Origin of the sequence: Comamonas sp., from assembly GCF_036643215.1 — a bacterium.
In the GTDB taxonomy this organism is placed as follows: domain Bacteria; phylum Pseudomonadota; class Gammaproteobacteria; order Burkholderiales; family Burkholderiaceae_C; genus Comamonas.
The window spans coordinates 121,840-146,119 of sequence record NZ_JAVXSJ010000008.1 but is presented as its reverse complement, the minus strand read 5'-3'; the positions used below and the strand labels follow the sequence as shown (position 1 = coordinate 146,119).

Sequence of the window (24,280 nt, the reverse complement as noted above, 5' to 3'; positions counted from 1 at the left end):
TTGCTCATGCGGCGAGCCTAGCGGCTCGCGCAGACTGATTTATGCAACAACGCCGGAACTAAGCAATAAAAAGAGCTGCTAGCGCTTATGGAAAGGGCGCTAGCAGCTCTTTTTTGAAGCACTCAATGTGCTTCAAGCGTTCTTGCTGAAGTGGGTCAGAACATATCCATGGGCAGTGCCATCACGCTAGCGGCGCCGTTGACCACGGCATCGGCCTGGCCGGGCACGCGGGTCAGGATGTGCTCTGCATAGAACTGCGCAGTGGCCAGCTTGGCCTGCATGAATGACGCGTCCTGGCCGTTTTTTAGTTGCTGCTCTGCCACCAGAGCCGAACGGCCCAGCTGCCAGCCTGCCACCAGATTGCCGGTCAGCATGAGATAGGGCACGCTGCCTGCGTACACGGCGTTGGGGTTCGTCTTGGCTTGTGCGGCGATGAATTCCACCACCTGTACAAAGGCCTGGCGGGCTTGTGCCAGATGCTTGGCAACCGTTTGGGCCACGGCACTGTCGCTGGCATTGAGTTCGGCCTCGGTCTTTTCGATCTGGGCGGCGATGGCTTTGGCGGTTTCGCCGCCGTCACGGGCGGTTTTACGGCCCACCAGATCGTTGGCCTGAATGGCTGTTGTGCCTTCGTAGATAGTCAGGATCTTGGCATCGCGGTAGTACTGGGCAGCGCCGGTTTCTTCGATAAAACCCATGCCGCCGTGCACCTGCACGCCAAGGCTGGTCACTTCCAGACTCATTTCAGTGCTGTAGCCCTTGACCAGAGGCACCATGAATTCATAGAAGACAGCATTGGCCTGACGCACCTCGGCGTCGGGGTGATGGTGGGAGGCATCGTAGGCCGCTGCGGCCGTGGTGGCCATGGCACGGCAGCCTTCGGTGAAGGCGCGCATGGTCATGAGCATGCGGCGCACATCGGGGTGGTGAATAATGGTGGCGCTGGCCTTGACGGAGCCATCCACAGGGCGGCTTTGCACGCGCTCTTTGGCATAGGCCACGGCATGCTGGTAGGCACGATCGGCCACGGCAATGCCTTGCACGCCCACGGCGTAGCGGGCGGCGTTCATCATGATGAACATGTATTCGAGGCCCCGGTTTTCTTCGCCGACCAGATAGCCGACGGCACCACCGTGGTCGCCAAACTGCAGAACGGCCGTGGGCGAAGCCTTGATGCCCATCTTGTGCTCGATGCTGACGCAGTGCACATCGTTGCGCTCGCCCAGAGAGCCATCCTTGTTGACCAGAAACTTGGGCACGACGAAGAGGCTGATGCCCTTGACACCTTCAGGCGCACCGGCCACACGGGCCAGCACCAGGTGGACGATGTTGTCCGCCATATCGTGTTCGCCGTAGGTAATGAAGATCTTGGTGCCGAACACCTTGTAGCTGCCGTCGCCTTGCGGGTCGGCCTTGGTGCGCACCAGCGCCAGATCGGAGCCCGCTTGTGGCTCAGTCAGGTTCATGGTGCCGGTCCACTCACCGGTCACCAGCTTTTCCAGATAAGTGGCCTTCAACTCATCGCTGCCAGCCGTCAGCAGAGCTTCAATCGCGCCATCGGTCAGCAGCGGGCACAGGGCAAAGCTCAGGTTGGCGCTGTTGAGCATTTCGATGCAGGCCGCGCCAATGGTCTTGGGCAGGCCCTGACCGCCAAAGTCGGTGGGATGCTGCAGGCCTTGCCAGCCGCCTTCTGCGTACTGCTTGAAGGCATCGGCAAAACCGGGCGTGGTGGTGACTTTGCCGTCCTTGAACGACGATGGATTCAGATCGCCTGCCACATTCAAGGGGGCGACAACAGTTTCGCAGAGCTTTGCGCATTCTTCCAGCACCGCCTGAGCTGTTTCCAGTCCTGCATCTTCAAAGCCGGGGAGCTGAGCGACTTGCTCGATCTGGGCCAGGTGCTCCATGTTGAACAGCATGTCTTTGATGGGGGCGGTGTAGGTCATCGTCTCGGTTTCCTTGAAAGTTTGTCCATGCGGTGGCGGGTTCAGGGCCAGGCCTCTGTTGTGCTTTTCAGGAGGGTGCGAGCCATGACAGCAGCGCTCCTCCTTCGACTTCATGCCCAGACTGTGAGCGTAAAGCTTAAGTCTGATTATTAAGTTGACGTTTACGTAAACGGAATGATTCTAGAGCTTGGATAAGCCCAGTTGCAGTCGCAGATGCGCAATATGGTGCTTAAGGCTTGCGCTAAGCTTGCAGTCAAAGTGAAAACATCTGGTAAATTTTTAATGATTAAGTGTTTACCCTTGCTGTCGCGTAAAGACAAGAAGCCGGCGTTCTCGGGAAATGCGTGAAAAGCGAATTCCTCTAAATTCTTGGAAGTTTGAATAAGAAAATTACCGGTGAATAGCCAGCAGGTTATTGATTTGTATTCATTTTTATTCGAGGTGAGGCAGTTTTTGCATCATCTGTCGCTTGGTATCTGACTGGAGTTTGTATGGCTAAAGTAATCCGTTATCACGAAGTTGGCGGCCCCGAAGTGTTGCGCCAAGAGGAAATTGAAGTCGGTCAACCTGGTCCAGGTCAGGTCCGTCTCAAGCAAGACGCTGTGGCGCTGAACTTTGCCGACACTTATTTCCGCTCCGGTCTGTATCCTTCGCCCCTGCCTGCTGGCGTGGGCAGCGAAGCCTGCGGCACGATCACCGCCGTGGGTGACGGTGTGACGGATTTCAAGGTCGGCGACCGCGTGACCTACACCGGCGCGCTAAACACTCTTGGTGCCTACGCAACTGAGCGCCTGATTTCTGCCGCCCCTCTGATTCGCCTGCCAGACAGCATCAGCTTTGAAACCGCAGCAGCGATCACCATGCGCGGACTGACAGCGGCTTATCTGATGCGCCGCATCTGGGACTTCAAGAAGGGCGACACTATCTTGCTGCACGCTGCAGCGGGTGGTGTGGGCCTGCTGGTGTCGCAATGGGCCAAGCTCGAAGGCCTGAATGTGATCGGTACGGTCTCCAGCGATGCCAAGGCTGAAGTGGCCAAGGCCCATGGCTGCGATCACACCATCAACTACAGCCATGAAGACGTGGCCAAGCGCGTGCGTGAGCTGACGAATGGCGTGGGCGTGAATGCCGTCTTCGACAGCGTGGGCAAGGACACCTTTGAAGGCTCGCTCAACAGCTTGAAGACACGTGGCTTGATGGTTTGCCTGGGCACGGCTTCTGGCTCTATCCCTCCGTTCAACCCGCAAATTCTGGCTGGCAAGGGCTCGCTGTTCCTGACCCGTCCCGCTTCGGCACACTATATTGCCGACCCCGTGGAGCGTGCAGAGCTGGCCAACGAGCTGTTCAGCCATGTGGCCGAAGGCCGCATCAAGGTGGACATCAGCAAGCGCTACGAACTGGCAGACGCAGTGCAGGCGCACCGTGACCTGGAAGGTCGCAAGATCGTCGGCTCGGCCATCTTCACGCTGTAAAAGCAAGCCTGGGGCAGGAGTGCAGGGTGAGCCTGCGCTTTTGTCGCCAGGTTTTTTCTTTGGGCATGTGCCGGAGGCTGTGCCTGTGCGATCGCGTACCGAACACGCCTCACGCCTTATTTCGTCAAAATCTCGTCAAAAGATTCGCCATGACACCAAGCCCCAACTCTTCCGCCTCACCTGCGTTGCAGGTTGATTTTTCGCTGGACCTGATTTGCCCATGGTGCTGGATTGGGCTGCGCAATCTGCTCGCCGCCCGTGCAGCGCTGATGGACAAGTACCCCGGTCAGCAGCTTGCGATTGCGTGGCATGCAGACACCTTGCTGCCCCATATTCCAGAGCAGGGCGTGCCTTATCAGGCCTTTTATGAAGCGCGACTCGGTGGCCCCAAGGCGGTGGAAGCCCGCCGTGCGCAGGTGCGCGCCTCTGCCGCCGCTGCAGGCCTGCAAATCAACCATGCAGCGATTCAGATCTTCCCCAATACGCGGCTGGTCTGCGCGCTGGTGAATTACGCACAGACTCAGCTGGGTGGTGAGGCCATGATCGGCTTTGTTGAATCCATCTTTGACGCCTACTTTGTGCAGGGCCGGGATATTGGCTCAGCAGTGGAGTTGCAGCAGCTGGCTGATTCGGCTGCGCTGGACTGGGACTCTGTCAGCTTTGACGCGGTGCGCTACCAAAGCGAGCTGGGTCACGCAGGGGGCGTGCCGCACCTGGTGTTCAACCAGCGCTTGCAAGTGACAGGGGCTGTGCCGCCTGCTGAGTTGCTGCGCGCCATGGAGCATGCCCGTGCTGCAGACCAATCTCTTGTCTGATTCCCCGCTGCTGGCCGCTGGCGCTGTGCAGGATTTGCCACCAGGTGGGCGCAAGCTGGTCTTTGCACCGGGTGGCGAGACGATCTTGCTGCTCAATGTCGAAGGCGAGTTCTACGCCATGGAAAACAGCTGCCCGCACGCAGGCGCATCCTTGGCCAGCGGAGCCTGCGACGCGCATGTGCTGACTTGCCCAGCGCATGGGCTCAAGTTCAACATCAAGAACGGGCAGTGCACGGCATCGCCGCAAATGATGATTCCTCTGTACGAGGTTCTGGAGCGCGAGGGGCGACTTTGGCTCAAGCGGCCTGACACTGTCATGTGATGGGTGCTGCGGGTGTGCAGCCCCACACAGCCTACGAAAAGCCAACGAAAAAAGGCCCGGATATGAGTTCCGGGTCTTTTTTATGGGTTCGATTATTTTTGCGCCGTAGCGTGCAACCAGCCTGCGCTGGCTGCTATCAAAATTGCGTTTTAGAAGCTGTGGCGCATGCCGATGTCAAAGCCAGAGGCATTGCCGCCAGCCGTGGGGATAGGGCCGTTGACTGCACCGGAAGCCACGGGGAGATTGATGCTGCCGCGATTGTCGACGTAAGCGTAAGTGCCGTAGAGGGCCGTGCGCTTGGACAGGTTGTGCACATAGCCCACGGCGTACTTTTGCGAAGAGCTGCTGGCGCCGTCGTTGCGTGTAAGGCGCATAAAGCTCATGGGAATGGAGCCATTGCCAACCTTCCACTCTGCGCCCAGCTGCCAGTAACGAACGCGATTGGCGTTGCCGACCGCGGCAAGACGGTTGCCAGTGCGGTTTTCAGCCGCCAGAGCCATGAATCGATGACCGTTCCACAGATAGGAGGCCGCAATATTCATCGAGGTGTAGTCGTCTGCGATGCGGCTGCGGGTCGTGGTCACTGCGGCGGCGGCATTCCACTGCTCACCGCCATAGCCTACGCGCAGACCATAAAGATTGCCGTCCTGGCGGTCAGGGCCTGCGCCGTTCTCACCGAAGGCGACCATGCCTTGATAGAAAAATCCTTGGCAGCTTGGACCCGAGCAGCCGGGTGAAAAGTAGCCAACGCTGTTGGATGCGCGAAAGCCTGTGACCGTCGTGCCGTGCAGCACATGGGTGCTGGCACCCACGCCCACGCGGAAGGGGTCAAAGAGAAACGTGTTCCAGAACGCGGGCGTGTAGTCGCGGCCCAGGCGCAGCTCACCCCATTGCTTGCTTTGCAGATAGACGAAGGATTTGCGGTTGAAGGTCAGTCCACCCCCACCGCTATTGCCCGAGGCTTGGTTGTTGGTGTTGGTCAGCTGACCGGTTCCTGTGTCGGCATTGATACCCGACTCCATATCGAAACCGGCAACCAAGCCGCTACCCAGGTCTTCACGACCTCTAAAACCCAGGCGGCTGGCTTGATTGCCGCCGGAGGTCACCATTTGGCGCGAGCCCGCGCCATCGCCCTTATAGGACGAAACGCCCATATCCACCACGCCATAGAGCTGTACCGAGGACTGGGCCGATGCGCCCAGCGGCACAAATGGCAGCAATGTGCAGGCCAGAGCGCCGATGGCGCCGAAAGTCATTTTTTTAGTAGTCATTAATGTCTCCTTGAACCGGTAAAAAAAGAGTGAAACCAAACAGACGAGAAACACAGGTGAACGGCATCCGTGCAGACACGGACGCCAGGAAAGCTGGATACAGTGGGGCGGCTGCCTGGTTGCCGCTAGGGCGCGCAGGGCAGCGATTGAAATCAGAGGGGCTGGGGCGTGATGGCCGGCAGGGGTCTTAGTTTTCGGGCTTGTAGCCTATGGACTTGAGCAAGGCAGCCTGCTTCTGGCTGGCATCCTTGAGGTCGGCGATCATCTCTGCGGTGGTGACGGGCAGGCCGGGCTCCATGCCGATGCTGGCAGTCTGTTTGAGCACAGCCTCTTTGCTGAAATGAGCCAGTGCCGCATCACGCATTTTTTGCTGAATGGCGGCAGGGGTCTGCGGGTGGGACCACAGGGCAAACCAGCCGGGTTTGGACAGCTGGGGGTAGCCCAGTTCCTTGAAGGTGGGGACGTCGGGCAGGGCCTGCAGGCGCGTGGGGTAGATGGTCGCCAGCGCCTTGATCTTGCCACTGCGAATCAGTGGCAGCGAGGTGGTGACACCATCAAACATCACCGGTATATGGCCGCCCATCAGGTCAACCAGCGCGGGGGGGAAGCCCTTGTAGCCCACGTGGCGCATATTGATCTTGGCTAGCTGACCCAGCTGCATGCCCGAGGTATGGGCCTTGAAACCGGTGGCATAGGAAGCAAAGGGCACGCCGTCGGGCTGTTTCTGGGCGTAGCTGATGAATTCCGGCAGATTCTGGAAAGGCAGGTCCTTGTTGGCCACCATGACTAGGCCTGTGCGGGTGAGCTGCGCCAGTGGTGTCAGATCCTTGAACGGGTCATAGCTGACTTTCTGGGCGAGCGGAGCTTCACTCAGCGCACCATCCTGAATCACCAGAAAGGTATAGCCGCTTTTGCCGCTGGCCTTGAGCTCATGGATGCCGAGAGCACCCGAGGCACCGGCCTTGGATTCCACGATCACGGGCTGCTTGAGGTCTTGTTGCAGACCTTCGGCCAGCAGTCGCGCGAGGATGTCGGCCGTGCCACCTGCGGGGCCGGTGACGATGATGCGTATGGGCTTGCTGGGCCAGTCGGCGGCTTGCTGTGCTTGTGCGGGCAGCGCAAGACTTGCTGTCACGAGCATCACGGCCATGCCCCGGCGGCGCAGTGCAAGAGCGGGCGAGGCGGGTGTTGTTGCCTTCATTTTTTGTCTCCTTCTGTGGGGCGCTTTCGTTCCCCAGCTACGCGCACCCTTGGTTTGTTTTTGGTGGGTGCACGTGCTGCATCTTAGGGTTGATGTTTCAGCCTTGCGCAGCCGGCTCGGTCTGCTGCGCTTGAATCTGCGCCAGCAAATCCTGAATCAGCTGCTGGGCCTCAGGCCAGTGGCCATGGCCCGAGGCCGGGTTGAGGTGGCCGACCGGGCCCAGCTCCACCAGCTGGCTGCCCCAGTCATTGGCAAAGCGGCGTGCGCGATCAAGCTGGGTCAGCGGGTCGTTGCTGCTGGCGGCCAACAGCGTGGGAAAGGGCAGGCGCTGGCGCGGGATGGGCGTCCAGCCGTTGTCAGCCAGCACATCCTTGGTGGGGTAGCCGTCGGGCATCTGGGTTTCCACATCGGCAGGGGCTGCCAGCACGGCTCCCAGAATGGGGCGGGCGCGGCGCAGCGCCCAGTGCGCAACCATCATGCAGCCCGCGCTGTGGGCGACGATAAGGACGGGGCCGTCAATGCTGTCAAGCGCGCGGTCAATGGCATCCAGGCGAGCCTGGCAGCTGAGCTTGTCCTGCTCCAGCGGCGGCACAGTCACGCAGTTGGGCAGCTCTTTGGCCAGATAGGTCTGCCAGTGCGCTTCCACATGGTCGCGCAGGCCGGGGATGATGAGAATGGTGGGGTTCATAGACATGGCGCTTTTTCTTCTCAATCCGTCGGTCCGCCCATGATGGCGGTGCGTTCCATCTTGCGGTGGCAAGGGGCGTAGTCCATGACTGCGTAGTGCTGGGTGGAGCGGTTGTCCCAGAAGGCCATGCTGTTTTTCTTCCAGCTGAAGCGCACCTGATATTCAGGAATCATGGCCTGGCTGGTCAGGTAGTTCAGCAACTGAGAGGAGCCGGGAGACTTGTCCAGACCAAAGCGCACGTTGGACGGCGTGTTGTAGTTGGTGAAGTGCGTGGTGAAGCTGCTGTTGACGAACAGAATCTTCTCGCCCGTTTCAGGGTGAATGCGCACCACGGGGTGCTCTGCATCGGGGAACTTGGCCTTGAGCGCCAGACGCTTTTCTATGGGCATGGCCGCGCCAAAGCTGGCTTCAATGCTGTGGCGCGCACGCAGGTGCTCGATCTTGGTCTTGATCTCGTCTGGCAGGTTCTCGTAGGCCATCACCATGTTCACCCACATGGTGTCGCCACCCACGGGCGGGCATTCCACGCAGCGCAGCACGCAGCCCATAGGAGGCTGATCACGCCAGGTGGCATCGGTGTGCCAGGAATTTTCGTTGCGGTCGATGGGACTGTCGGGCGTCTTGTAGATCTGCACCAGACCGGGATGGTCGGGGTGGCTGCCGACCACGGGGTGGTCTTCCAGTTCACCAAACTTGCGGGCAAAGGCCACATGCTCGGCGCGGGTGATGTCCTGGTCGCGGAAGAAGATCACGCGGTGCTTGAGCAGCGCCTGGCGAATCTCGGTCATCAGGCCTTCATCTTCAGCGGCGGCACCCAGGTGTACGTTGGAGAGTTCTGCGCCAATGGAGCAGGTCAGCGGGTTGACCTCCAGAGTGCGCGTCAACGAGCTGGAACGGATAACGGCGGGTGCGGCGCTAACGTCTGTTTTCATTGTGAAGTCTCCTTATAGAATTGATGCTTCCCAGTGTGAAAACTACCTCATAACAGCGCTTGTCATTAGATGACTGGTGCTTTGCAATTAGTGCCAACTAAGTGAAACCCATGGCGTCTCTTGTCCGCGCAGCCTGTCTGACCAATTACGAAGCAGTGGCGACTGCCTCGGGGTTGAACTGCACGCGCATGCTTTTCGATGCGGGCCTGAGTCCGGGTGTGCTTGATGAGCCGGATTTGATGATTCCCGTCGACAAAGTGGGGCGCTTGCTGCAGGCCTCGGCCATGCAGTCGGGCAACGAAAGCTTTGCGCTGTGCATGGCGCGCTCGCGTCTGCTGTCCAACATGGGGCCGGTGGGCCTGCTGATTCGGGATCAGGAGACGCTGCGTGACTCCTTGAACCTGCTGGTGCGGCACCTGACCTTGCTGAACGGCGCCATGACGCTGGAGGTGGACGAGCAGGCCGATACGGTGCTGATTCGTGAGCTGCTGCTGGCTGGCCGCGCCCATGAGCCCACGCGTCAGCGGGTTGAGTTGGCGCTAGGGGTGATCGTGCGGGCCATTCGCCAGCTGATTGGCCGCGACTGGCAGCCGCGCAGGGTGTGCTTTGAGCATGCTGCACCCAAGGACTTGAGCATGCATCACCTGGTCTTTGGCCCGCGTGTGGAGTTCAATCAGGAGTTCAACTGCATCATCTGCGCCAAGTCCGATCTGGATACTCGCAATGAATTTGCCGACCCTGCCATGGCGCGCTATGCGCAAAAGCTGCTGGATACGGCGGCACCTGCCAATGATGAGGCGGTGCTGGATGATGTGCGTCGCACCATCGTGCTGCTGCTGCCCAGCGGTCGCTGCAGCATCGAAAAAGTGAGCGAGCATCTGGGCGTGGTGCCGCGCACCATTCAGCGCCGTTTGACGAAAAAAGAGCAAAGTTTTTCGTCGCTGATGAACGATATCCGCAAAGAGCTGGCCGCGCGCTATGTGTTTGAGACCAATCGCTCTCTGACCGAAGTGGCCGAGCTGCTCGGCTTTACCGCTCCCAGCAGTTTCTCGCGCTGGTATCTGAGCCAGTTTGGCTGCAGCGCCAAGGACAGCCGCTCCAAGTCGCCAACCGGCGGCGTTGGCGGCGCGGCATAAAAAAGCGGGCCACAAGGGCCCGCTGAACACACTACCAAAAATGCCGCGCTCAGAAAAAGGCGCGCGGCTGCCCCTATAGTCCTTAGTTGCCGGCGACTTTGAGCTTGCTCATAATTTTGCGGTTCTGCTCCACCGTGGCCAGCATTTTCTGCTGCAGCTCCTGCATGCTGCTGGGCTGGGGCGCATCAAAACCCTGTGCCTTCAACTGCGCTTGAAACTTGGGCGATTGCGTGATTTTTTCCATCTCCTGGCGAACCTTTTGCGTCAGTGCGGCCGGCGTGCTGCTCAGCACGAACAGGCCCACGCTGGCATCAGGCAGCACAAAGTCGGGCATGTTCTGCTCGGCAAAGCTGGGCACATCAGGCAGAAGGCGTGAGCGGTTAGGCGAGACCACACCCAGGGCCTTGAGCTTGCCCGCCTTGATCAGCGGAGCGGCATTGGTCACGACTTCAAACGTCATCTGAACCTGGTTGCCAATCAGATCGACGATGGCCGGGGCCGAGCCCTTGTAAGGCACGGTGGTGATCTTGCGGCCGCTTTTTTCGCTCAGCAACTCGCCCAGCATGTCAGAGCGGGTGCCGGGGCTCAGATTGGCGATATTGATGGGCTCTTTGCTCTGGCGCGAGTAGTCCAGTACTTCCTGCAGTTTGTTGGGTGGGAAGTTGTTGTTGGCTACCAGCATGTGCACCATGGAGGCGACATCCGAGACATAGGTGAAGGTCTTGTGCACATCAAAAGGCGTCTTCACGGTCAGCGGAAAGTCTGTCCAGACGCTTGAGGGCGCAATCATCAGCGTGTGCCAGTCGGCGGGCGCATTCATCACGGCGCGTTCGGCAATCACGGCAGAGCCACCGGGCTTGTTGTCCACGACCACGGGCTGGCCCAGATTGGTCTGCAAATGGTCTGCTACCAAGCGGGCCACACCGTCGGTGATGCCGCCCGGGGGCGCAGGCACGACCAGGCGGACGGGCTTGGTGGGCCAGGGCTGGGTCTGTGCGTGGGCTGCGGTTGTGGCGACCACGCCAAGGCAGAGTACGGCGGCGCAGGAACGCAGGTTTTGAGCAATGTTTCGCATGTTGAACTCCTGAAAGGTGGCTGCGCTTAGATGGCGAGGATGAAAGAGCAGGTGGGCTGGGTCTGCTTGGCCTCTTTGGCATAAGCAGGCTCATGGCACTGGCTGATCTCGATCTGGGCGATGGCGCTGCCACCGGCTTTCTTGAATGTCGCAACGGTTGTCATTGATGTCTCCTGTATTTATTCCTGATGCTCAGCGCAGTTTGAGAGAGCGCTGGCCTCTATCGTGAAAGGTGGCAAGTCAAGCGGCTGAGAGCCACGTGTGGTTGACTGGCATGCCCTTTTTTCTTGTGCCTGAGGTGTATGAATGCACGAGTTCATGATCGATTGCAGCCACCAGTCGCACTTAACGCTTCATGCCTGTGACTTCGCATTTGGTGACTGCATGCCCCCGCACTTACCCGATGCAGAGCGGCGAAAAAGAGGGGCTGAACGGCTCTTGAGTGCGGTGCCTGAAAACGAATTTTTTCAGAGTGAAATGCGTGCTGAACCGGAGGCCTTTCCAGGCCTGCCTGATGAGCAGACGATGGGCTAAATCAGCCTTCCCCCACACTTTCCCCGTGTTGTCGCGATTGAGAAAGCGTGTGTCTTGAAATGCAAAGTGACTTTGGAAACTGCGTTTGATACTGGCTTCACAAATCAGCAATGGTCTGGCACTCAGAGACCCGAACCTGATCCCCTCGCACTCAAACCGGAGACAACAACCATGAACTTTCTTGACGGCCACCTGTACCCTGAAAACCAGCAACCGCTGATCATCACTGCAGCTCCCTATGCTCCGGGCTGGATTCCTGCGGACTTCCCTGAAGACATCCCCATCACCATGGAAGAGCAGATTCAGAAGGCTGTGGACTGCTACGAAGCCGGCGCCACTGTGCTGCACCTGCATGTGCGTGAAGACGATGGCAAGGGCAGCAAGCGCCTGTCCAAGTTCAATGAACTGATTGCCGGTGTGCGTGAGCGCGTGCCTGAAATGATTATTCAGGTCGGCGGCTCCATCAGCTTTGCCCCAGAAGGTCCGGACGGCGCAGCCAAGTGGCTGTCGGATGACACCCGCCACATGCTGGCCGAGCTGACGCCCGTGCCCGACCAGGTGACCGTGACCGTGAACACCACGCAGATGAACGTGACAGAGCATGCTGGTGAAGACGACTTCCGTGGCGTCTCGCGTGGCTTCCCCCATCTGCACAAGACCTACAAGGACATGATTGTTCCTTCGAACCCCAGCTTCATCGAAGAACATATCCGTCGCCTGTCCGAAAAGGGCATCCAGAGCGCATTCCAGGTCTACAACATCAACAGTTTCGAGACCATCGAGCGCATGATTCGCCGCGGCGTCTACAAGGGCCCGCTGGTAATGAACTGGGTTGCCATCAGCGGCGGTATGGATCAGGCCAACATCTACAACCTGGCCAATATGCTGCGCGCCGCCCCCGATAACGCCATCATCACGGTGGAAAGCTCGGTGCTGAACGTGCTGCCTATCAACATGATTGGCATGGCTCTGGGCCTGCATGTGCGTTGCGGTATTGAAGACGTGCTGTGGAACCAGCAACGCACTGGCAAGATGAGCACGGTTGAGCAGATCAAGCAGCTGGTGCGTATCGCCGGTGAATTTGGCCGCCCCATTGCCACCGCCCAGCAGGCCCGTGAGATCAAGCAGATCGGCGTGTTCTATGAAACGGCTGACGAAACGCTGGCCAAGAACGGCTTCTCGCCCAACCGCAACGGCGGCAACCAGGGCTTCCTGCGCAAGCCTATGGATGCAGTAGCCTGAGTCAAAAGGCCCAAGTGATTGGGTCTGTAGGCTAATGGTGGCCGCTGTGCTTTATTGAAGCGCTTGCACGCACCGACCTGGTGGGGGCGTGATGAAGCGGCTGCCCAATTCAATGAGCTGTTTGCCGACTTCTTTGGAAGTCGGATTTTTTATGCCCGAAGGTAGATGGCTTCACCTGCCGCGTTGTTTTCTTTCTGGATTTGATCCGCCGCCAGCAGCTCATCCAGATGTTGAGAGATGCTGCGCGCCTCGGCTCCCAGAACCCAGGGCGCATCAAAGCCCAGCGGGTAAAGCAGGCGTTTTTCCACCATCTGCGAAAGCGTCAATGGCTGCTGCGCCAGCCAGTCCAGAATACGTTGCTCACGCGTATCAATGGCAGCGGCAAAGCGCTGCAGGTCACGCAAAAACGCTGGGCGATCGGTGTAGATGCCTTTGTGGTGTGATGTGACCCATACCTTGGCATCGACCTCGGGCAGGCGTGCCAGACTGCGGCGAAAGTCCGCTAAATTGGAGCAGGCATCGCCGTAATAGGGTCCAAAGCCTGTCAGATCGATATCGCCAATAAAGGCCACGCCTTCGGGCTCGATCAGCAGTACGGTGTGGCCCGCTGTGTGGCCTGGCATGTGAATGGCACTAATTCTCGTCTCGCCCAGCTCCCAGGCTTCGCCATCTTCGTATCCCTTGGCATCGGGTCTGGGGGCGTAGAAGAACTCGGCCTCCAGCTTGGCGCGCAGGGTCTCGGCCAGTGCGCCGTCGGCCCAGCCAAAGGTGGCCAGCAGCCCTTCCCAGCTTTGCGCGGCGGGCAGGTCGGCCTGGTGCACAAAGACTTTGGCTTGAGGGATGCGGTTCAGGCCAGCCATATGGTCCTCGTGCACATGGCCCATTACCACCAGCTCGGTGGCATCAAATTCCACACCGATATGGTTGGCCACGAGCGGTGTATCCAGCGCAGCCAGCGTCTCGCTGCCAGCAATCATGATTTGATTGCCATCGGGGTACTTGCCGCCCTTTGCGCCGCGAAACACGGTCACGCGGCCAAAGTGCTGGCGCTGTATTTCGACGGGGGCGTGATCAGTGGTCAGTGTCATGGTGTGGGTGGCAAAAAGTGAAGCAGGCTTCTGCGAAGATTAGGGCCGAGACTATTTTTACGCTGTCACCACAGCGCGGGCATGAAATGACACAGCAAGACAAAGAAGCGCACCTTAAAGAAGCGCATCTGATTGAGCATCCCATCAAAAGCGAGGTTGTGCATCAGGGCAGCTTTCTGCAGGTAAGGCTCGACACCGTGCGCCTGCCCCATGGCGGCGAAGCCACGCGCGAGTATGTGGTGCACCCCGGTGCTGTAGTGGTGATTGGCCTGCTTGATGACGGGCGCGTGCTGCTGGAGCGCCAATTTCGTTACCCCGTGGGCAGGGTGATGACGGAGTTCCCCGCAGGCAAGCTAGACGCGGGCGAGCAACCTCTGTTCTGCGCCCAGCGCGAGCTGCTGGAAGAAACCGGCTACACCGCCCGCGAATGGGCTTACGCCGGCCCCATGCACCTGGCGATTGGCTATTCCGACGAAGTCATCCACGTCTTCTTTGCCCGAGGCCTGACGGCAGGTGAGCGGCAGCTGGATGCCGACGAGTTTCTTGACGTCTGCAGCATGACGCCCGCCGAGTTGATCGACGGCGTACGCACTGGGCAGGTGACAGACGCTAAAACCTTGAGCTGCTGCCTGTGGCTGCAGAACGTGCAAAGCGGTGCGTGGGCGCTGGACTGGAAAGCAGTTTGAGTTTTTTGATAGCTGCTTGTGCTTGATTTATATGAGTTTGAGAAAGAAAACCCTAAATATTTGAGCTGCAACAAGCGCTGCATGTTCTCTTTATAGGATGCACCGCCTGTGGTTCTATGGCACAAGAAGTGCCAAAGGATGCAATGAAACACGGCCATCCGATAAACTGCAGCCATGGCATGAGTGCACACAGCCCCGGGTTGGAGGCTGCATGCGCCTAGCGTGCTCAGGAGTGTTCCATGGAATCGTCAGAGATTGAGGATGACCGCGTTTTCGAGAGCGCCGCTGAATTGTTCAAGGCCATGGCTGCGCCCATGCGGCTGAAGATCATCAGCGCCCTGTGCAATGGCGAGAAAAATGTGTCCGAACTGCTGGCCGCTATCGACACTACCCAGCCAAACATGTCCCAGCATCTGAACACGCTTTACCAGTCCGGCATTCTGGGCCGCAGGCGTGAAGGGGTCAGCATCTATTACTTCATTGCCAATGAGAAGGTCGTGCACATGTGCCGAACCATCTGCGTGCAGATCGCGATTGAGCAGAATTGACGGCTGAAACAAAAAGCAAAGGCGCTCAAGAGCGCCTTTTTTCATGGGTGTGTCTCTCAGGGCTTGAGGTAGACAAAGCCTTCTTTGGCCTGCAGGCGGGCGACTTCGGCAACACCTGAGGGAACGATCGAGGTTTCCATCAATAGATTAGATGCGTTAATTTTGCGCGTCTGCAGCGTGTTGTTGCAGACCTTGAATTCCACGCCGCGCCCGGCCAGAGCACTGACCTGACCGCTGAATTCCCGGCCCTTGCTGTCCTTGGTGCCGTTGAGCAAAAAGTCTACGCCCGGCCCATGCGTGACCACCACGATCTTGTCGGTGGGCGAGGCATTGAGTTCATTGCTGATGTTGTTGAGGATGGCTGCGGCTGTCTCCACATCAGTGTTGACGTGGTAGACCACCTTGATGTCCTGCGCCGCCGCGATGGCGGTGCACAGCGCAAAGCTCAGGGCGAGAAGTTGACGCTTCATGAGGGGTCTCCTGTGGGTTCGAGGTCATCAGGGAAGATGCCGTCTGTTAAATATTGCCACTTGCTTATATTAGTGATGACAAAAGCATTCACAAATAGGGCAAGCGCTAGTGCGGGTCTCGCAGGGCCGCTGCACTGGCCGTCAAGCGAGGCAAGGGCATATGGCAAGGACCGATTCAAGGTGGGTAAGAAGTGCAGTGAACGTTGCGGTGTGCACAGCGCTGATATGGGTGGGGGCTGCTGCGGCGCATGACGCCAGCGCACCTGATAGCAAGACGCAGCCATTTGCCGATGTCTCCGCGATGCGGCTGCAGAAGGTCGCTGCCCATGTGTACTTTGTGCAGGGAGAATCGGCGCTGGGCAGCACGGCCAATCGCAACTTCATCTCTAACGCGGGTTTTGTGATCACGAATGACAGCGTGGTGGTGATTGATGCACTGGGCTCACCAGCCCTGGCGGAGGAGCTGGTCAAGCAGATCAAAACGGTCACCAGCAAGCCCATCAGCCATGTGCTGCTGACCCACTATCACGCCGACCATATCTACGGCCTGCAGGTGTTTGAGGCGCTGGGCGCAAAGATTGTGGCCAACGCGCAGGCACGGGAATACATCAACTCTGAAACCGCGCACCTGCGATTGGATGCTTCGCGAAAAGACTTAGCGCCTTGGGTCAACGACAGCACACGCATGGTGCCAGCCAGCCAGTGGCTGACTGCCGATAGCTCGCAGTTGACGGTGGGCGGCGTGGGCTTTGTGCTGCAGCACATGGGGCCTGCGCATACGCCCGAGGACACTGCGGTCTTTTTGCCGCAAAGCGGAGTGCTTTTTATTGGCGATGTGGTGTTTCGTAACCGCATTCCGTATGTGGGGCAGGCAGACAGTCGCCACTGGATTGCAGCGCTGGATGAGCTGCTCAAGCTGCCCGTCAAAATCATGGTTCCCGGTCATGGCCCGGCTTCAGACAATCCGCGCCAAGACATGCAGCTTACGCGTGACTATTTGCGGTTTCTGCGTGATGCCATGGGCAAGGCTGCAGCCAATCTGGACCCGTTTGATGAGGCCTACCAGAAAACCGACTGGTCAAAATTTGCAGGCTACCCCCTGTTCAAGGAAGCCAATCGCATGAACGCCTACAACACCTTCTTGCTGATGGAGCAGGAAAAGCCGTGATGCCACGCCTTGAGGCTTTTCACGGCACACGCAGGCTCTGGCTGCAAAGTCTTGCGGTCATCGCTGGGCCGGCCTTGGCGGCACCTGATGCCTCTGAGCAATTGCTGCTCAGCAGTCAGAGCCTGCAGCGTGATCTGGCTGTCGCACTGGCCAAAAAACAGCCGCTGGTGGTGATGGCAACTTTGCATGGCTGCCCATTCTGCAAGGTGGTGCGAGAGCATCACTTGCTACCGTTGCAACAGGCGGGAGCGTTTGTCACGCAGATTCATTTCTTGTCCGGTGAGCCTTTGCTTGACTGGCAAGGCAAGGTCAGCACGCATGGCGGCCAGGTCAAGCAGCTGGGGATTGAAGTGGCACCCACTGTGCTTTTTTATGGCGCGGGAAATAAAGAAGTGGCCGAGCGCTTGGCTGGTAGCTCCATCCCAGACTTCTACGGTGCTTATCTGGATGAGCGTATGAAGACAGCGCGTGTAGCGGTACTGAAGCGCTGAATTGCGATGAGTGGATGTCGTTGTTCTAAATTTGAATAACGAGGGTTAGCGCCAGATTTCAAATCGTGACCTGTGTCAGATACTTTAAATAACAACATGCTTATATATAAATATAAGGAGACAAAGAGATGAGGCTTGCATCCTGGATGAGTGGTTTGACGGTGGTGTTGGGACTGGTCGCTCCGGCGGTGGCTGCAGCCGATCAGGCACTGGCGCAGAAGAACGCCTGCCTGGCCTGCCATGCGGTGGACAAGAAGCTGGTTGGCCCTGCCTTCCAGGATGTGGCCAAAAAATATGCCGCGCAATCCGATGCGCAGGCACAACTCGCCAAGAGCATCAAGGCCGGTGGCGCGGGCAAGTGGGGTCCTGTACCCATGCCAGCGCAGCCTGTACTCAGTGATGCGGATGCAGGACTGCTGGCTGCCTGGATTCTTAAAGGCTCCAAATGAAAACAGCTTGTAGCGCATATCCGATGTGCGCTTGAAGCTATTAAAAAGGGAGCTTATGCAAGAGCAGATAACAGGGGCGGTGCGCAAGGCCCCCGAGAACTTTGTACGCCCTGCGGATGTTGGTACCGTGTTTGCCGAAGCCAAGGCGGGCCGCCGCAGCTTTATTCGCGGGGCTTTTGCCGCAGCGACGGCAGCCGCTGGGACGGTTGCCATGCATGCTCAGGCGCAAGCAAAGGGTGACCCGAATATTCTGGAGCTGCCAGCCCACACCAAGGGGCTGGGCCAGGCGGTGGTGACGGATGGCTATGGCAAGCCTTCCCAATACGAAGCCAATGTGCAGCGCCGCCAGAGCCCGGGTCTGACACAGACCAAGCAGGCATCGGTATCGTTTGCGCCGCTGCAGTCGCTGTTCGGCATCATCACGCCCAGTGGTCTGCACTTTGAGCGCCACCATCAAGGCTGGTGGGACATTGATTCTTCCAAGCACCGTTTGATGATCAACGGTCTGGTGAAGAACTCCATGGTCTTCACCATGGACGAGATCATGCGACTGCCGTCGGTGTCTCGCTTTCATTTCATCGAATGCGGTGCCAACACGGGCATGGAATGGGGCAATGTGGCCGTGCCCACAGTGCAGTACACGCACGGCATGCTGTCTTGCAGTGAGTTTACGGGCGTGCCGCTGATCACTTTGCTGGAGATGGCTGGGGCGGATCTGAAAAAAGGCAAGTTCATTCTGGCCGAAGGGGCAGACGGCTCGTCGATGACGCGCACCATCCCCATCGAGCTGATCACCTCGGGGGAAGTGCTGGTGGCTTATGGCCAGAATGGCGAGATGCTGCGGCCCGAGCAGGGCTACCCGCTGCGTCTGGTTGTGCCAGGAGTGCAGGGCGTGAGCTGGGTGAAATATCTGCGCCGCATCGAGGTGGGCGACATGCCTTATGCGACCAAGGATGAGGCGATTCACTATGTGGATCTGATGCCTGACGGTCAGCACCGCCAGTACTCCAGTATTCAGGAGTGCAAGAGTGTGGTGACCACTCCGTCCGGCGGGCAGATGCTGATGGACAAGGGTTTTTACAACATCACTGGCTTGGCGTGGTCGGGGCGCGGCAAGGTCAAGCGTGTGGATGTGAGCGTGGATGGTGGCCGCAACTGGCGTACAGCCCGTCTGGAAGGGCCGGTGATGAGCAAATGCCTGACCCGCTTCAATCTGGACTGGGTCTGGAATGGCGAGGAATGCATTATTCAAAGCCGCGCCATGGACGACACCGGCTACGTGCAGCCCACATCGCAGCAACTGCGCGCCGTGCGTGGCACGCGCTCCATTTATCACAACAACTCCATTCAGTCTTGGGCGGTACGCGCTAACGGGGAGGTCGCCAATGTTCAGCTTGCGTAAACCTCTGGCCGTGCTGGCACTGGCCGTGATGAGCACGGCTGCCATGACCTCTGCCGCGCAGACCAAGACCCCGGATCAGCGCTTTCCGGGTGTGGGGCGCAATGCGACCACGCAGGAAGTGCAGGCCTGGGATATTGATGTGCGCCCAGATTTCAAAGGCCTGCCTGCAGGCTCTGGTTCGGTGCAAAAGGGTATGGATGTGTGGGAGGCTAAATGCGCCTCCTGTCACGGTGTGTTTGGTGAGTCCAATGAGGTCTTCAGTCCGCTGGTGGGCGGCACGACGGCCGATGACATCAAGACCGGCCATGCCGCGCGGCTCAAGGACCCGGCCTTTCCCGGTCGCACGACCATGATGAAGGTGGCCACGGTCTCCACCTTGTGGGATTACATCAACCGTGCAATGCCGTGGAATGCGCCCAAGTCGCTCTCCACTGAAGAGGTGTATGCCGTCACTGCCTACCTGCTCAACCTGGGCGGGGTCGTGCCTGAAAACTTCACACTCAGTGACAAGAACATTGCCGAGGTGCAGCAAAAGCTGCCTAACCGCAATGGCATGACGGCGCAGCACGCGCTGTGGCCGGGCAATGAGTTCAGCAAAAATGCCAAGCCCGATGTGCAGGCCGCTGCCTGCATGAGCAACTGCGGGCCGGTGCCAAAGGTGCGGTCAGCCTTGCCTGAGCATGCCAGTAACAACCACGGCAATCTGGCCCAGCAAAACCGATCTGTAGGTGCGCAGCATGGCATTGAAACGGATGGCGGGGCCAGCAAGGCGGCAAAACCTGCCGCCGCAAACCCTAAAGCTGCCGTGCCCACAGCGCTGCTGGAGAAAAACGCCTGTATTGCCTGCCACGGCATGGAGCAAAAAATCGTAGGCCCGGCCTTTAGCGATATCGCCAAAAAGTACGGCGGCCAGCTGGACTATGTGCTGGGCAAGGTCAAGGCCGGTGGCTCGGGTGTCTGGGGTTCTATCCCTATGCCGGCTCAGCCCCAGTTGAGTGATGCTGATGCCAAGGTCATCGCCCAGTGGCTGGCTGGCAGCAAGCCTTAAACAGAAGTGCAAGAAGCAGGCGCGCAGCGCATGTGTGACCGTTAATGAGAAGGAGACAACGATGAAACGTAGAGATGCCCTGAAAAACAGTGCTGCCGTACTCGGCATGCTGATGGCTGCTGGTCTGTTGCCGCAGGCTGCGCATGCGGCCTATAACAAGTCTGCATTTGATGCGAAGACGGTGGCCGAGGTGCTCAAGGCCTTGGGTGCATCAGCCCCGGCTGAGAGCAAGGATGTGACGCTGACAGCTCCCGATATTGCGGAGAACGGCGCTGTCGTGCCCCTGGGCGCAGCAACTACTTTGCCTAATGTGAAGCAGATGCTGGTGCTGGTGGAAAAGAACCCCAACACGCTGGTGGCATCTTTTGCTGTCAATGACGCGGTGGAGGCCAACTTTCTGACCCGTGCCAAGCTGGGCCAGTCTTCGGATGTGTATGCCGTGGCCATCACCAACGATGGCAAGGCCTTCTACGCCAAGAAGGAAGTCAAGGTCACTCTGGGTGGCTGCGGCGGTTAATTCATCAAAGACAAGGAGAAGAACATGGCAGATCCGATGCGAATTCGCGCTCAGGCCGCAGGTGACAAGACAACTGTGCGTGTGCTGATGTCCCACGAGATGGAGACCGGCCAGCGCAAGGATGCGGAAGGCAAGACCGTGCCCGCCTGGTTTATTCAGGAGGTCACAGCTGCCCACAACGGCAAGCAGGTGCTGCAGGCAGAGTGGGGTCCAGCGGTGTCAAAGAATCCGTTTTTGCAGTTTGTCGTCAAGGGGGCCAAGACGGGCGACAAGATTTCGGTCAGCTGGAAGGACAACAAGGGCGAGACCCGTACTGACGAAGCCACGGTCAGCTGAAACCGTTGATTGGGTGAGGCCGCTGTGAGCCACCTGCCTCGCCAGAGTCCAAATCCATAAAGAGAGGTGCCCCATGAGACATAGCCCCTTGAGAGGGTCGCTGGCTGCGGTGCTCGCGCTGTGCGTCAGCGCGCCGGTGCTGGCGCAAAAAAGTACGGCGGACGGCATTGCCGAGTACCGGGAGATGCTGCAGGACGGCAACCCCGCCGAGCTGTTCGAGATGAAGGGTGAGGAGCTGTGGAAGCAAAAGCGCGGCCCCAAGAAAATGTCTATGGAGCAGTGCGATCTGGGTAAGGGCGCTGGCGTGGTCAAGGGCGTGTTTGTCGAGCTGCCGCGCTACTTTGCAGACACGGGCAAGGTGCAAGACCTGGAGTCGCGCCTGCTGACCTGCATGGAAAAGCAGCAGGGGCTGGATGCGCAAAAGATTGCTGCCACGCCTTTTGGCAAGGATGAGCAAAAGAACATGGAAGGTCTGGTGGCATGGATCTCCTCCCAGTCCAAGGGCATGAAGTTTGACCTGCCCCAGAGCCATGCCCAGGAAAAGCAGATGTACGAAGCGGGCAAGCGCCTGTTTTACATGCGTGGTGGCCCGCACGACTTTGCCTGCGCCTCCTGCCACGGTGCCGATGGCAAGCGCATTCGCATGCAGGACCTGCCCAACCTGACCAGGAACCCCGGTGCGGCCGAAGGCTTTGGTGCATGGCCTGCCTACCGCGTGTCTTCGGGCGAGCTCTGGAGCATGCAGCGCCGCCTGAATGACTGCTTCCGCCAGCAGCGCTTTCCGTATCCCGGTTATGCCAGTGATGTGACCGTGGCGCTGAGCGTGTTCATGGGTGTCAATGGCAAGGGCGGCGCCTCTACGGCTCCGGCCATCAAGCGATAAGGAGGACTGCATGAAAACACAAAAATATGTGCCTTATCTGGCAGTCGCTGCATCGTTTGTGGTGCTGGGCTGCGCCTCGGTTGATAGCGGTGCAGATATGGACGCTTTGACAGCCAAGATGGTGCAGACCTCTTTTCGTGATCAGGGCATTGCCAAGGTGGACAGGCTGACGCAGGACGAATCGAACGCGGCCTGCAGCGCGGCCGATGCAACTGGTGTGCCGCTTGCGCCTGCACGTGCGCAGGCCATTGAAGCAGCCAATCTAAAAACCGTGCAGTGGCCCAAGGACGGCAAGTGGGTTGGTGACTGGAAAGAGGGTGAAAAAATTGCCCAGAATGGCCGCGGCATGACCTGGAGTGACAAGGCAGGCAGCGCCAATGGTGGCAACTGCTACAACTGCCACCAGATCAGCAAGGAAGAAATCTCTTATGGCACTCTGGGCCCCAGTCTCTACAACTACGGCAAGATTCGCGGCATTCAGAACCCGGACAGCCCTGAGTCCAAAGCCATCGTCGAATACACCTGGGGCAAGATCTGGAATGCCAAGGCCTACAACGCCTGCTCGGGCATGCCCCGCTTTGGTCACTCCGGCATCCTTACCGAAGCGCAGACACGCGATCTGGTCGCATTGCTGGTTGATCCCCAATCGCCCGTGAACAAATAGCTTCCCCTGAACGGTGGTGCCGCTTCTCCCTTTCGCTTTGCTTTGCTATTCGAAAGGGAAGCGATACCTGCGCTGCGGGGCGGCCCCTGATCGGCACTCACCAGCCATATGCGACGCACAGCATCATGGATAACTGATATTGATATGAGCCTTTCCAAACGCGAATTTTTGCAGGTGCTGGCTGCGGCCAGCGTCACAGGCATGGGGTTGCAGCGCTACGCTTATGCGGACCAGAAGCTGGCTAACAAGGCTTTGTATGAGGTTGCACCCTTCGGCAATGTGTCTTTGCTGCACATGACGGACTGCCACGCTCAGCTCAACCCCATTTACTTCCGCGAGCCCAGTGTCAATCTGGGCATCGGTGCGATGAAAGACCAGCGTCCGCATCTGGTGGGCGAGCATTTGCTCAAGTCTGTGGGTCTCAAGCCGGGCACAGCATCGGCCTATGCTTTCAGCTACCTGGACTTTGAAGCAGCGGCCAAACGCTACGGCAAGGTGGGTGGCTTTGCGCATCTGTCCACGCTGGTCAAGCGCATGCGTGCTTCACGCCCTGGAGCGCTGTTGCTCGATGGTGGTGATACCTGGCAGGGATCGGCTACATCGCTGTGGACGAATGCTCAGGACATGGTAGACGCCTGCAAGCTGCTGGGCGTAGATGTGATGACCGGCCACTGGGAGTTCACCTACGGCATGCAGCGCGTGCAGGAGATCATTGACAAAGATTTCGGCAACAAGCTGGACTTTGTGGCGCAGAACGTCAAGACGGCGGACTTTGGTGACCCGGTGTTCAAACCCTATGTGATTCGCGAGATTAACGGTGTGCCCGTGGCCATCATCGGTCAGGCCTTCCCGTACACGCCGATTGCCAACCCACGCTACATGGTGGCGGACTGGAGCTTTGGCATTCAGGACGAGAACATGCAGAAGATGGTGGATGAGGCCCGTGGCAAGGGTGCCAAGGTAGTGGTCGTGCTCTCGCACAACGGCATGGATGTGGACCTGAAAATGGCCAGCCGCGTGCGCGGAATCGATGCCATTCTGGGCGGTCACACCCATGACGGCATGCTCGTGCCCACGATTGTGCAGAACGCAGGTGGCAAGACCATCGTGACCAATGCGGGCTCCAACGGCAAGTTTCTGGGCGTGCTGGACTTTGACGTCAAAGACGGCAAGGTGCGTGACTTCAAATACCGTCTGCTGCCGGTGTTTTCCAACATTCTGCCGGCTGATGCCCAGATGCAGGCGCTGATCACCAAGGTGCGTGTACCCTATGAGAGCAAGCTGGCCGAGGTGCTGGCGACGACGGATGGCACGCTGTACCGCCGTGGCAACTTCAATGGCACGGGCGATCAGCTGCTGCTGGATGCCATGATGGCGGTGCAGGATGCGCCGATCGCCTTCTCGCCAGGTTTCCGATGGGGAACTTCACTGCTGGCTGGGCAGGACATCACCCGCGAGTGGCTGATGGATATGACGGCCACGACGTACTCCTACGCCACGGTGACGGAGATGACGGGCGCCACCATCAAGACCGTGCTGGAAGATGTGGCCGACAACCTCTTTAACCCCGACCCCTATTACCAGCAGGGCGGAGATATGGTGCGTGTGGGTGGTTTGCAGTATCAGTGTGAGCCGACGGCTGGTGCTGGCAAACGCATCAGCGAGATGCGGCTGAATGGGCAGCTGCTGGAGGCCGATAAAAAATACAAGGTAGCTGGCTGGGCTCCTGTGGCAGAAGATGCCAAGAGCGCTGGTCACAAACAGATATGGGAAGTGGTTGAGCCCTGGCTTAAAGCACAAAAAACCATCAAGCCACGCCAGCTCAATGTGCCGAAACTGATCAATATCGGCAGCAATTACGGTTTGGCAAAAGCGTGATTAAGACAGCGTTATTGC

The 24,280-nt window shown here is 58.7% G+C and carries 27 protein-coding genes; 18 read left to right on the top strand and 9 right to left on the bottom strand.

The features are described from left to right. Positions 1 to 155 precede the first annotated feature (155 nt). Positions 156 to 1,946 carry an acyl-CoA dehydrogenase gene (locus tag RSF91_RS08115; RefSeq protein ID WP_332567943.1) on the bottom strand — a complete coding sequence of 597 codons (1,791 nt, stop codon included), beginning with the start codon at positions 1,944 to 1,946 and terminating at the stop codon, positions 156 to 158. Between the two features lie 491 nt (positions 1,947 to 2,437). Here RSF91_RS08115 and RSF91_RS08110 point away from each other — a divergent pair, with 491 nt between their 5' ends. The 3 genes from RSF91_RS08110 to RSF91_RS08100 all read left to right on the top strand — a co-directional run bounded on the left by RSF91_RS08110 (position 2,438) and on the right by RSF91_RS08100 (position 4,555). Beyond that, a complete protein-coding gene (locus RSF91_RS08110; RefSeq protein WP_332567942.1) occupies positions 2,438 to 3,418 on the top strand; it encodes a quinone oxidoreductase family protein in 981 nt (326 codons plus the stop codon). A gap of 149 nt (positions 3,419 to 3,567) precedes the next feature. Next, complete coding sequence (locus tag RSF91_RS08105; RefSeq protein ID WP_332567941.1) at positions 3,568 to 4,233, top strand: DsbA family oxidoreductase; 666 nt, start codon at positions 3,568 to 3,570, stop codon at positions 4,231 to 4,233. Further along, positions 4,202 to 4,555, top strand: coding sequence for a Rieske (2Fe-2S) protein (locus RSF91_RS08100; protein WP_332567940.1), 354 nt, complete (start codon positions 4,202 to 4,204; stop codon positions 4,553 to 4,555). The genes RSF91_RS08105 and RSF91_RS08100 overlap by 32 nt, the downstream gene beginning before the upstream one ends. A gap of 149 nt (positions 4,556 to 4,704) precedes the next feature. Here RSF91_RS08100 and RSF91_RS08095 read toward each other — a convergent pair whose 3' ends face one another. The 4 genes from RSF91_RS08095 to RSF91_RS08080 all read right to left on the bottom strand — a co-directional run bounded on the left by RSF91_RS08095 (position 4,705) and on the right by RSF91_RS08080 (position 8,647). Then, on the bottom strand, positions 4,705 to 5,826 hold the full coding sequence (locus tag RSF91_RS08095; protein ID WP_332567939.1) for a porin: 1,122 nt from the start codon (positions 5,824 to 5,826) through the stop codon (positions 4,705 to 4,707). Positions 5,827 to 6,013: 187 nt separating this feature from the next. Next, positions 6,014 to 7,027, bottom strand: coding sequence for a Bug family tripartite tricarboxylate transporter substrate binding protein (locus RSF91_RS08090; protein WP_332567938.1), 1,014 nt, complete (start codon positions 7,025 to 7,027; stop codon positions 6,014 to 6,016). A gap of 97 nt (positions 7,028 to 7,124) precedes the next feature. Further along, entirely contained in the window at positions 7,125 to 7,721 is a 597-nt protein-coding gene (locus RSF91_RS08085; RefSeq protein ID WP_332567937.1) for an RBBP9/YdeN family alpha/beta hydrolase, read from the bottom strand. Between the two features lie 14 nt (positions 7,722 to 7,735). After that, complete coding sequence (locus RSF91_RS08080; protein WP_332567936.1) at positions 7,736 to 8,647, bottom strand: TauD/TfdA dioxygenase family protein; 912 nt, start codon at positions 8,645 to 8,647, stop codon at positions 7,736 to 7,738. A 110-nt stretch (positions 8,648 to 8,757) separates the two neighbouring features. On the opposite strand from RSF91_RS08080, the gene RSF91_RS08075 reads away from it, so the two are divergent. Then, positions 8,758 to 9,783 (top strand): AraC family transcriptional regulator, encoded by a 1,026-nt coding sequence (locus RSF91_RS08075; protein ID WP_332567935.1) that lies wholly within the window; start codon positions 8,758 to 8,760, stop codon positions 9,781 to 9,783. Between the two features lie 82 nt (positions 9,784 to 9,865). On the opposite strand, the gene RSF91_RS08070 is transcribed toward RSF91_RS08075, so the two are convergent. Beyond that, on the bottom strand, positions 9,866 to 10,858 hold the full coding sequence (locus tag RSF91_RS08070; RefSeq protein ID WP_332567934.1) for a Bug family tripartite tricarboxylate transporter substrate binding protein: 993 nt from the start codon (positions 10,856 to 10,858) through the stop codon (positions 9,866 to 9,868). Positions 10,859 to 10,884: 26 nt separating this feature from the next. Continuing rightward, positions 10,885 to 11,022, bottom strand: a complete 138-nt coding sequence (locus RSF91_RS08065) for a hypothetical protein (RefSeq protein ID WP_332567933.1) — start codon at positions 11,020 to 11,022, stop codon at positions 10,885 to 10,887. 142 nt (positions 11,023 to 11,164) lie between these two features. Between RSF91_RS08065 and RSF91_RS08060 the strand changes: the two genes are divergently transcribed. Further along, entirely contained in the window at positions 11,165 to 11,392 is a 228-nt protein-coding gene (locus RSF91_RS08060; RefSeq protein WP_332567932.1) for a hypothetical protein, read from the top strand. Positions 11,393 to 11,563: 171 nt separating this feature from the next. Continuing rightward, on the top strand, positions 11,564 to 12,634 hold the full coding sequence (locus RSF91_RS08055) for a 3-keto-5-aminohexanoate cleavage protein (protein ID WP_198462168.1): 1,071 nt from the start codon (positions 11,564 to 11,566) through the stop codon (positions 12,632 to 12,634). 149 nt (positions 12,635 to 12,783) lie between these two features. On the opposite strand, the gene RSF91_RS08050 is transcribed toward RSF91_RS08055, so the two are convergent. Next, a complete protein-coding gene (locus RSF91_RS08050) occupies positions 12,784 to 13,722 on the bottom strand; it encodes an MBL fold metallo-hydrolase (RefSeq protein WP_332567931.1) in 939 nt (312 codons plus the stop codon). A gap of 86 nt (positions 13,723 to 13,808) precedes the next feature. Here RSF91_RS08050 and RSF91_RS08045 point away from each other — a divergent pair, with 86 nt between their 5' ends. Continuing rightward, positions 13,809 to 14,408 carry an NUDIX hydrolase gene (locus RSF91_RS08045; protein ID WP_332567930.1) on the top strand — a complete coding sequence of 200 codons (600 nt, stop codon included), beginning with the start codon at positions 13,809 to 13,811 and terminating at the stop codon, positions 14,406 to 14,408. A gap of 239 nt (positions 14,409 to 14,647) precedes the next feature. Beyond that, positions 14,648 to 14,956 (top strand): ArsR/SmtB family transcription factor, encoded by a 309-nt coding sequence (locus RSF91_RS08040; protein ID WP_332567929.1) that lies wholly within the window; start codon positions 14,648 to 14,650, stop codon positions 14,954 to 14,956. Between the two features lie 56 nt (positions 14,957 to 15,012). Here the strand turns inward: RSF91_RS08040 and RSF91_RS08035 are convergent, their stop codons facing one another. Continuing rightward, positions 15,013 to 15,426: a DsrE family protein gene (locus RSF91_RS08035; RefSeq protein ID WP_332567928.1), complete on the bottom strand. Its 414-nt coding sequence runs from the start codon at positions 15,424 to 15,426 to the stop codon at positions 15,013 to 15,015. Between the two features lie 160 nt (positions 15,427 to 15,586). Here RSF91_RS08035 and RSF91_RS08030 point away from each other — a divergent pair, with 160 nt between their 5' ends. The 10 genes from RSF91_RS08030 to soxB all read left to right on the top strand — a co-directional run bounded on the left by RSF91_RS08030 (position 15,587) and on the right by soxB (position 24,262). Then, positions 15,587 to 16,594, top strand: coding sequence for an MBL fold metallo-hydrolase (locus tag RSF91_RS08030; protein ID WP_442878824.1), 1,008 nt, complete (start codon positions 15,587 to 15,589; stop codon positions 16,592 to 16,594). Next, positions 16,594 to 17,085, top strand: a complete 492-nt coding sequence (locus RSF91_RS08025) for a hypothetical protein (protein ID WP_332567927.1) — start codon at positions 16,594 to 16,596, stop codon at positions 17,083 to 17,085. Before RSF91_RS08030 ends, RSF91_RS08025 begins: the two co-directional genes overlap by 1 nt. Positions 17,086 to 17,213: 128 nt before the next feature. Continuing rightward, positions 17,214 to 17,534, top strand: a complete 321-nt coding sequence (locus RSF91_RS08020) for a c-type cytochrome (protein WP_332567926.1) — start codon at positions 17,214 to 17,216, stop codon at positions 17,532 to 17,534. A gap of 55 nt (positions 17,535 to 17,589) precedes the next feature. Further along, the gene (soxC, locus tag RSF91_RS08015) at positions 17,590 to 18,936 is read left to right on the top strand and encodes a sulfite dehydrogenase (protein ID WP_332567925.1); all 1,347 of its coding nucleotides are present in this window, start codon (positions 17,590 to 17,592) and stop codon (positions 18,934 to 18,936) included. Then, complete coding sequence (locus RSF91_RS08010; RefSeq protein WP_332567924.1) at positions 18,920 to 19,984, top strand: c-type cytochrome; 1,065 nt, start codon at positions 18,920 to 18,922, stop codon at positions 19,982 to 19,984. The genes soxC and RSF91_RS08010 overlap by 17 nt, the downstream gene beginning before the upstream one ends. Before the next feature lie 61 nt (positions 19,985 to 20,045). After that, the gene (gene soxY, locus RSF91_RS08005) at positions 20,046 to 20,501 is read left to right on the top strand and encodes a thiosulfate oxidation carrier protein SoxY (RefSeq protein ID WP_099737200.1); all 456 of its coding nucleotides are present in this window, start codon (positions 20,046 to 20,048) and stop codon (positions 20,499 to 20,501) included. A gap of 24 nt (positions 20,502 to 20,525) precedes the next feature. Beyond that, positions 20,526 to 20,837, top strand: coding sequence for a thiosulfate oxidation carrier complex protein SoxZ (gene soxZ / locus RSF91_RS08000; protein WP_332567923.1), 312 nt, complete (start codon positions 20,526 to 20,528; stop codon positions 20,835 to 20,837). A 73-nt stretch (positions 20,838 to 20,910) separates the two neighbouring features. Beyond that, positions 20,911 to 21,720: a sulfur oxidation c-type cytochrome SoxA gene (soxA, locus tag RSF91_RS07995; protein ID WP_099737199.1), complete on the top strand. Its 810-nt coding sequence runs from the start codon at positions 20,911 to 20,913 to the stop codon at positions 21,718 to 21,720. Positions 21,721 to 21,730: 10 nt separating this feature from the next. After that, positions 21,731 to 22,384, top strand: coding sequence for a sulfur oxidation c-type cytochrome SoxX (gene soxX, locus RSF91_RS07990; protein ID WP_332567922.1), 654 nt, complete (start codon positions 21,731 to 21,733; stop codon positions 22,382 to 22,384). Between the two features lie 144 nt (positions 22,385 to 22,528). Beyond that, positions 22,529 to 24,262: a thiosulfohydrolase SoxB gene (gene soxB / locus RSF91_RS07985; protein ID WP_332567921.1), complete on the top strand. Its 1,734-nt coding sequence runs from the start codon at positions 22,529 to 22,531 to the stop codon at positions 24,260 to 24,262. Positions 24,263 to 24,280 lie beyond the last annotated feature (18 nt).

Excerpts from the sequence above, each read along its gene's own strand:
- RSF91_RS08115 (WP_332567943.1), bottom strand. The coding sequence starts at position 1,946 with ATGACCTACACCGCCCCCATCAAAGACATGCTGTTCAACATGGAGCAC.
- RSF91_RS08110 (WP_332567942.1), top strand. The coding sequence starts at position 2,438 with ATGGCTAAAGTAATCCGTTATCACGAAGTTGGCGGCCCCGAAGTGTTG.
- RSF91_RS08105 (WP_332567941.1), top strand. The coding sequence starts at position 3,568 with ATGACACCAAGCCCCAACTCTTCCGCCTCACCTGCGTTGCAGGTTGAT.
- RSF91_RS08100 (WP_332567940.1), top strand. The coding sequence starts at position 4,202 with ATGCCCGTGCTGCAGACCAATCTCTTGTCTGATTCCCCGCTGCTGGCC.
- RSF91_RS08095 (WP_332567939.1), bottom strand. The coding sequence starts at position 5,826 with ATGACTACTAAAAAAATGACTTTCGGCGCCATCGGCGCTCTGGCCTGC.
- RSF91_RS08090 (WP_332567938.1), bottom strand. The coding sequence starts at position 7,027 with ATGAAGGCAACAACACCCGCCTCGCCCGCTCTTGCACTGCGCCGCCGG.
- RSF91_RS08085 (WP_332567937.1), bottom strand. The coding sequence starts at position 7,721 with ATGTCTATGAACCCCACCATTCTCATCATCCCCGGCCTGCGCGACCAT.
- RSF91_RS08080 (WP_332567936.1), bottom strand. The coding sequence starts at position 8,647 with ATGAAAACAGACGTTAGCGCCGCACCCGCCGTTATCCGTTCCAGCTCG.
- RSF91_RS08075 (WP_332567935.1), top strand. The coding sequence starts at position 8,758 with ATGGCGTCTCTTGTCCGCGCAGCCTGTCTGACCAATTACGAAGCAGTG.
- RSF91_RS08070 (WP_332567934.1), bottom strand. The coding sequence starts at position 10,858 with ATGCGAAACATTGCTCAAAACCTGCGTTCCTGCGCCGCCGTACTCTGC.
- RSF91_RS08065 (WP_332567933.1), bottom strand. The coding sequence starts at position 11,022 with ATGACAACCGTTGCGACATTCAAGAAAGCCGGTGGCAGCGCCATCGCC.
- RSF91_RS08060 (WP_332567932.1), top strand. The coding sequence starts at position 11,165 with ATGCACGAGTTCATGATCGATTGCAGCCACCAGTCGCACTTAACGCTT.
- RSF91_RS08055 (WP_198462168.1), top strand. The coding sequence starts at position 11,564 with ATGAACTTTCTTGACGGCCACCTGTACCCTGAAAACCAGCAACCGCTG.
- RSF91_RS08050 (WP_332567931.1), bottom strand. The coding sequence starts at position 13,722 with ATGACACTGACCACTGATCACGCCCCCGTCGAAATACAGCGCCAGCAC.
- RSF91_RS08045 (WP_332567930.1), top strand. The coding sequence starts at position 13,809 with ATGACACAGCAAGACAAAGAAGCGCACCTTAAAGAAGCGCATCTGATT.
- RSF91_RS08040 (WP_332567929.1), top strand. The coding sequence starts at position 14,648 with ATGGAATCGTCAGAGATTGAGGATGACCGCGTTTTCGAGAGCGCCGCT.
- RSF91_RS08035 (WP_332567928.1), bottom strand. The coding sequence starts at position 15,426 with ATGAAGCGTCAACTTCTCGCCCTGAGCTTTGCGCTGTGCACCGCCATC.
- RSF91_RS08030 (WP_442878824.1), top strand. The coding sequence starts at position 15,587 with ATGGCAAGGACCGATTCAAGGTGGGTAAGAAGTGCAGTGAACGTTGCG.
- RSF91_RS08025 (WP_332567927.1), top strand. The coding sequence starts at position 16,594 with ATGCCACGCCTTGAGGCTTTTCACGGCACACGCAGGCTCTGGCTGCAA.
- RSF91_RS08020 (WP_332567926.1), top strand. The coding sequence starts at position 17,214 with ATGAGGCTTGCATCCTGGATGAGTGGTTTGACGGTGGTGTTGGGACTG.
- soxC (WP_332567925.1), top strand. The coding sequence starts at position 17,590 with ATGCAAGAGCAGATAACAGGGGCGGTGCGCAAGGCCCCCGAGAACTTT.
- RSF91_RS08010 (WP_332567924.1), top strand. The coding sequence starts at position 18,920 with ATGTTCAGCTTGCGTAAACCTCTGGCCGTGCTGGCACTGGCCGTGATG.
- soxY (WP_099737200.1), top strand. The coding sequence starts at position 20,046 with ATGAAACGTAGAGATGCCCTGAAAAACAGTGCTGCCGTACTCGGCATG.
- soxZ (WP_332567923.1), top strand. The coding sequence starts at position 20,526 with ATGGCAGATCCGATGCGAATTCGCGCTCAGGCCGCAGGTGACAAGACA.
- soxA (WP_099737199.1), top strand. The coding sequence starts at position 20,911 with ATGAGACATAGCCCCTTGAGAGGGTCGCTGGCTGCGGTGCTCGCGCTG.
- soxX (WP_332567922.1), top strand. The coding sequence starts at position 21,731 with ATGAAAACACAAAAATATGTGCCTTATCTGGCAGTCGCTGCATCGTTT.
- soxB (WP_332567921.1), top strand. The coding sequence starts at position 22,529 with ATGAGCCTTTCCAAACGCGAATTTTTGCAGGTGCTGGCTGCGGCCAGC.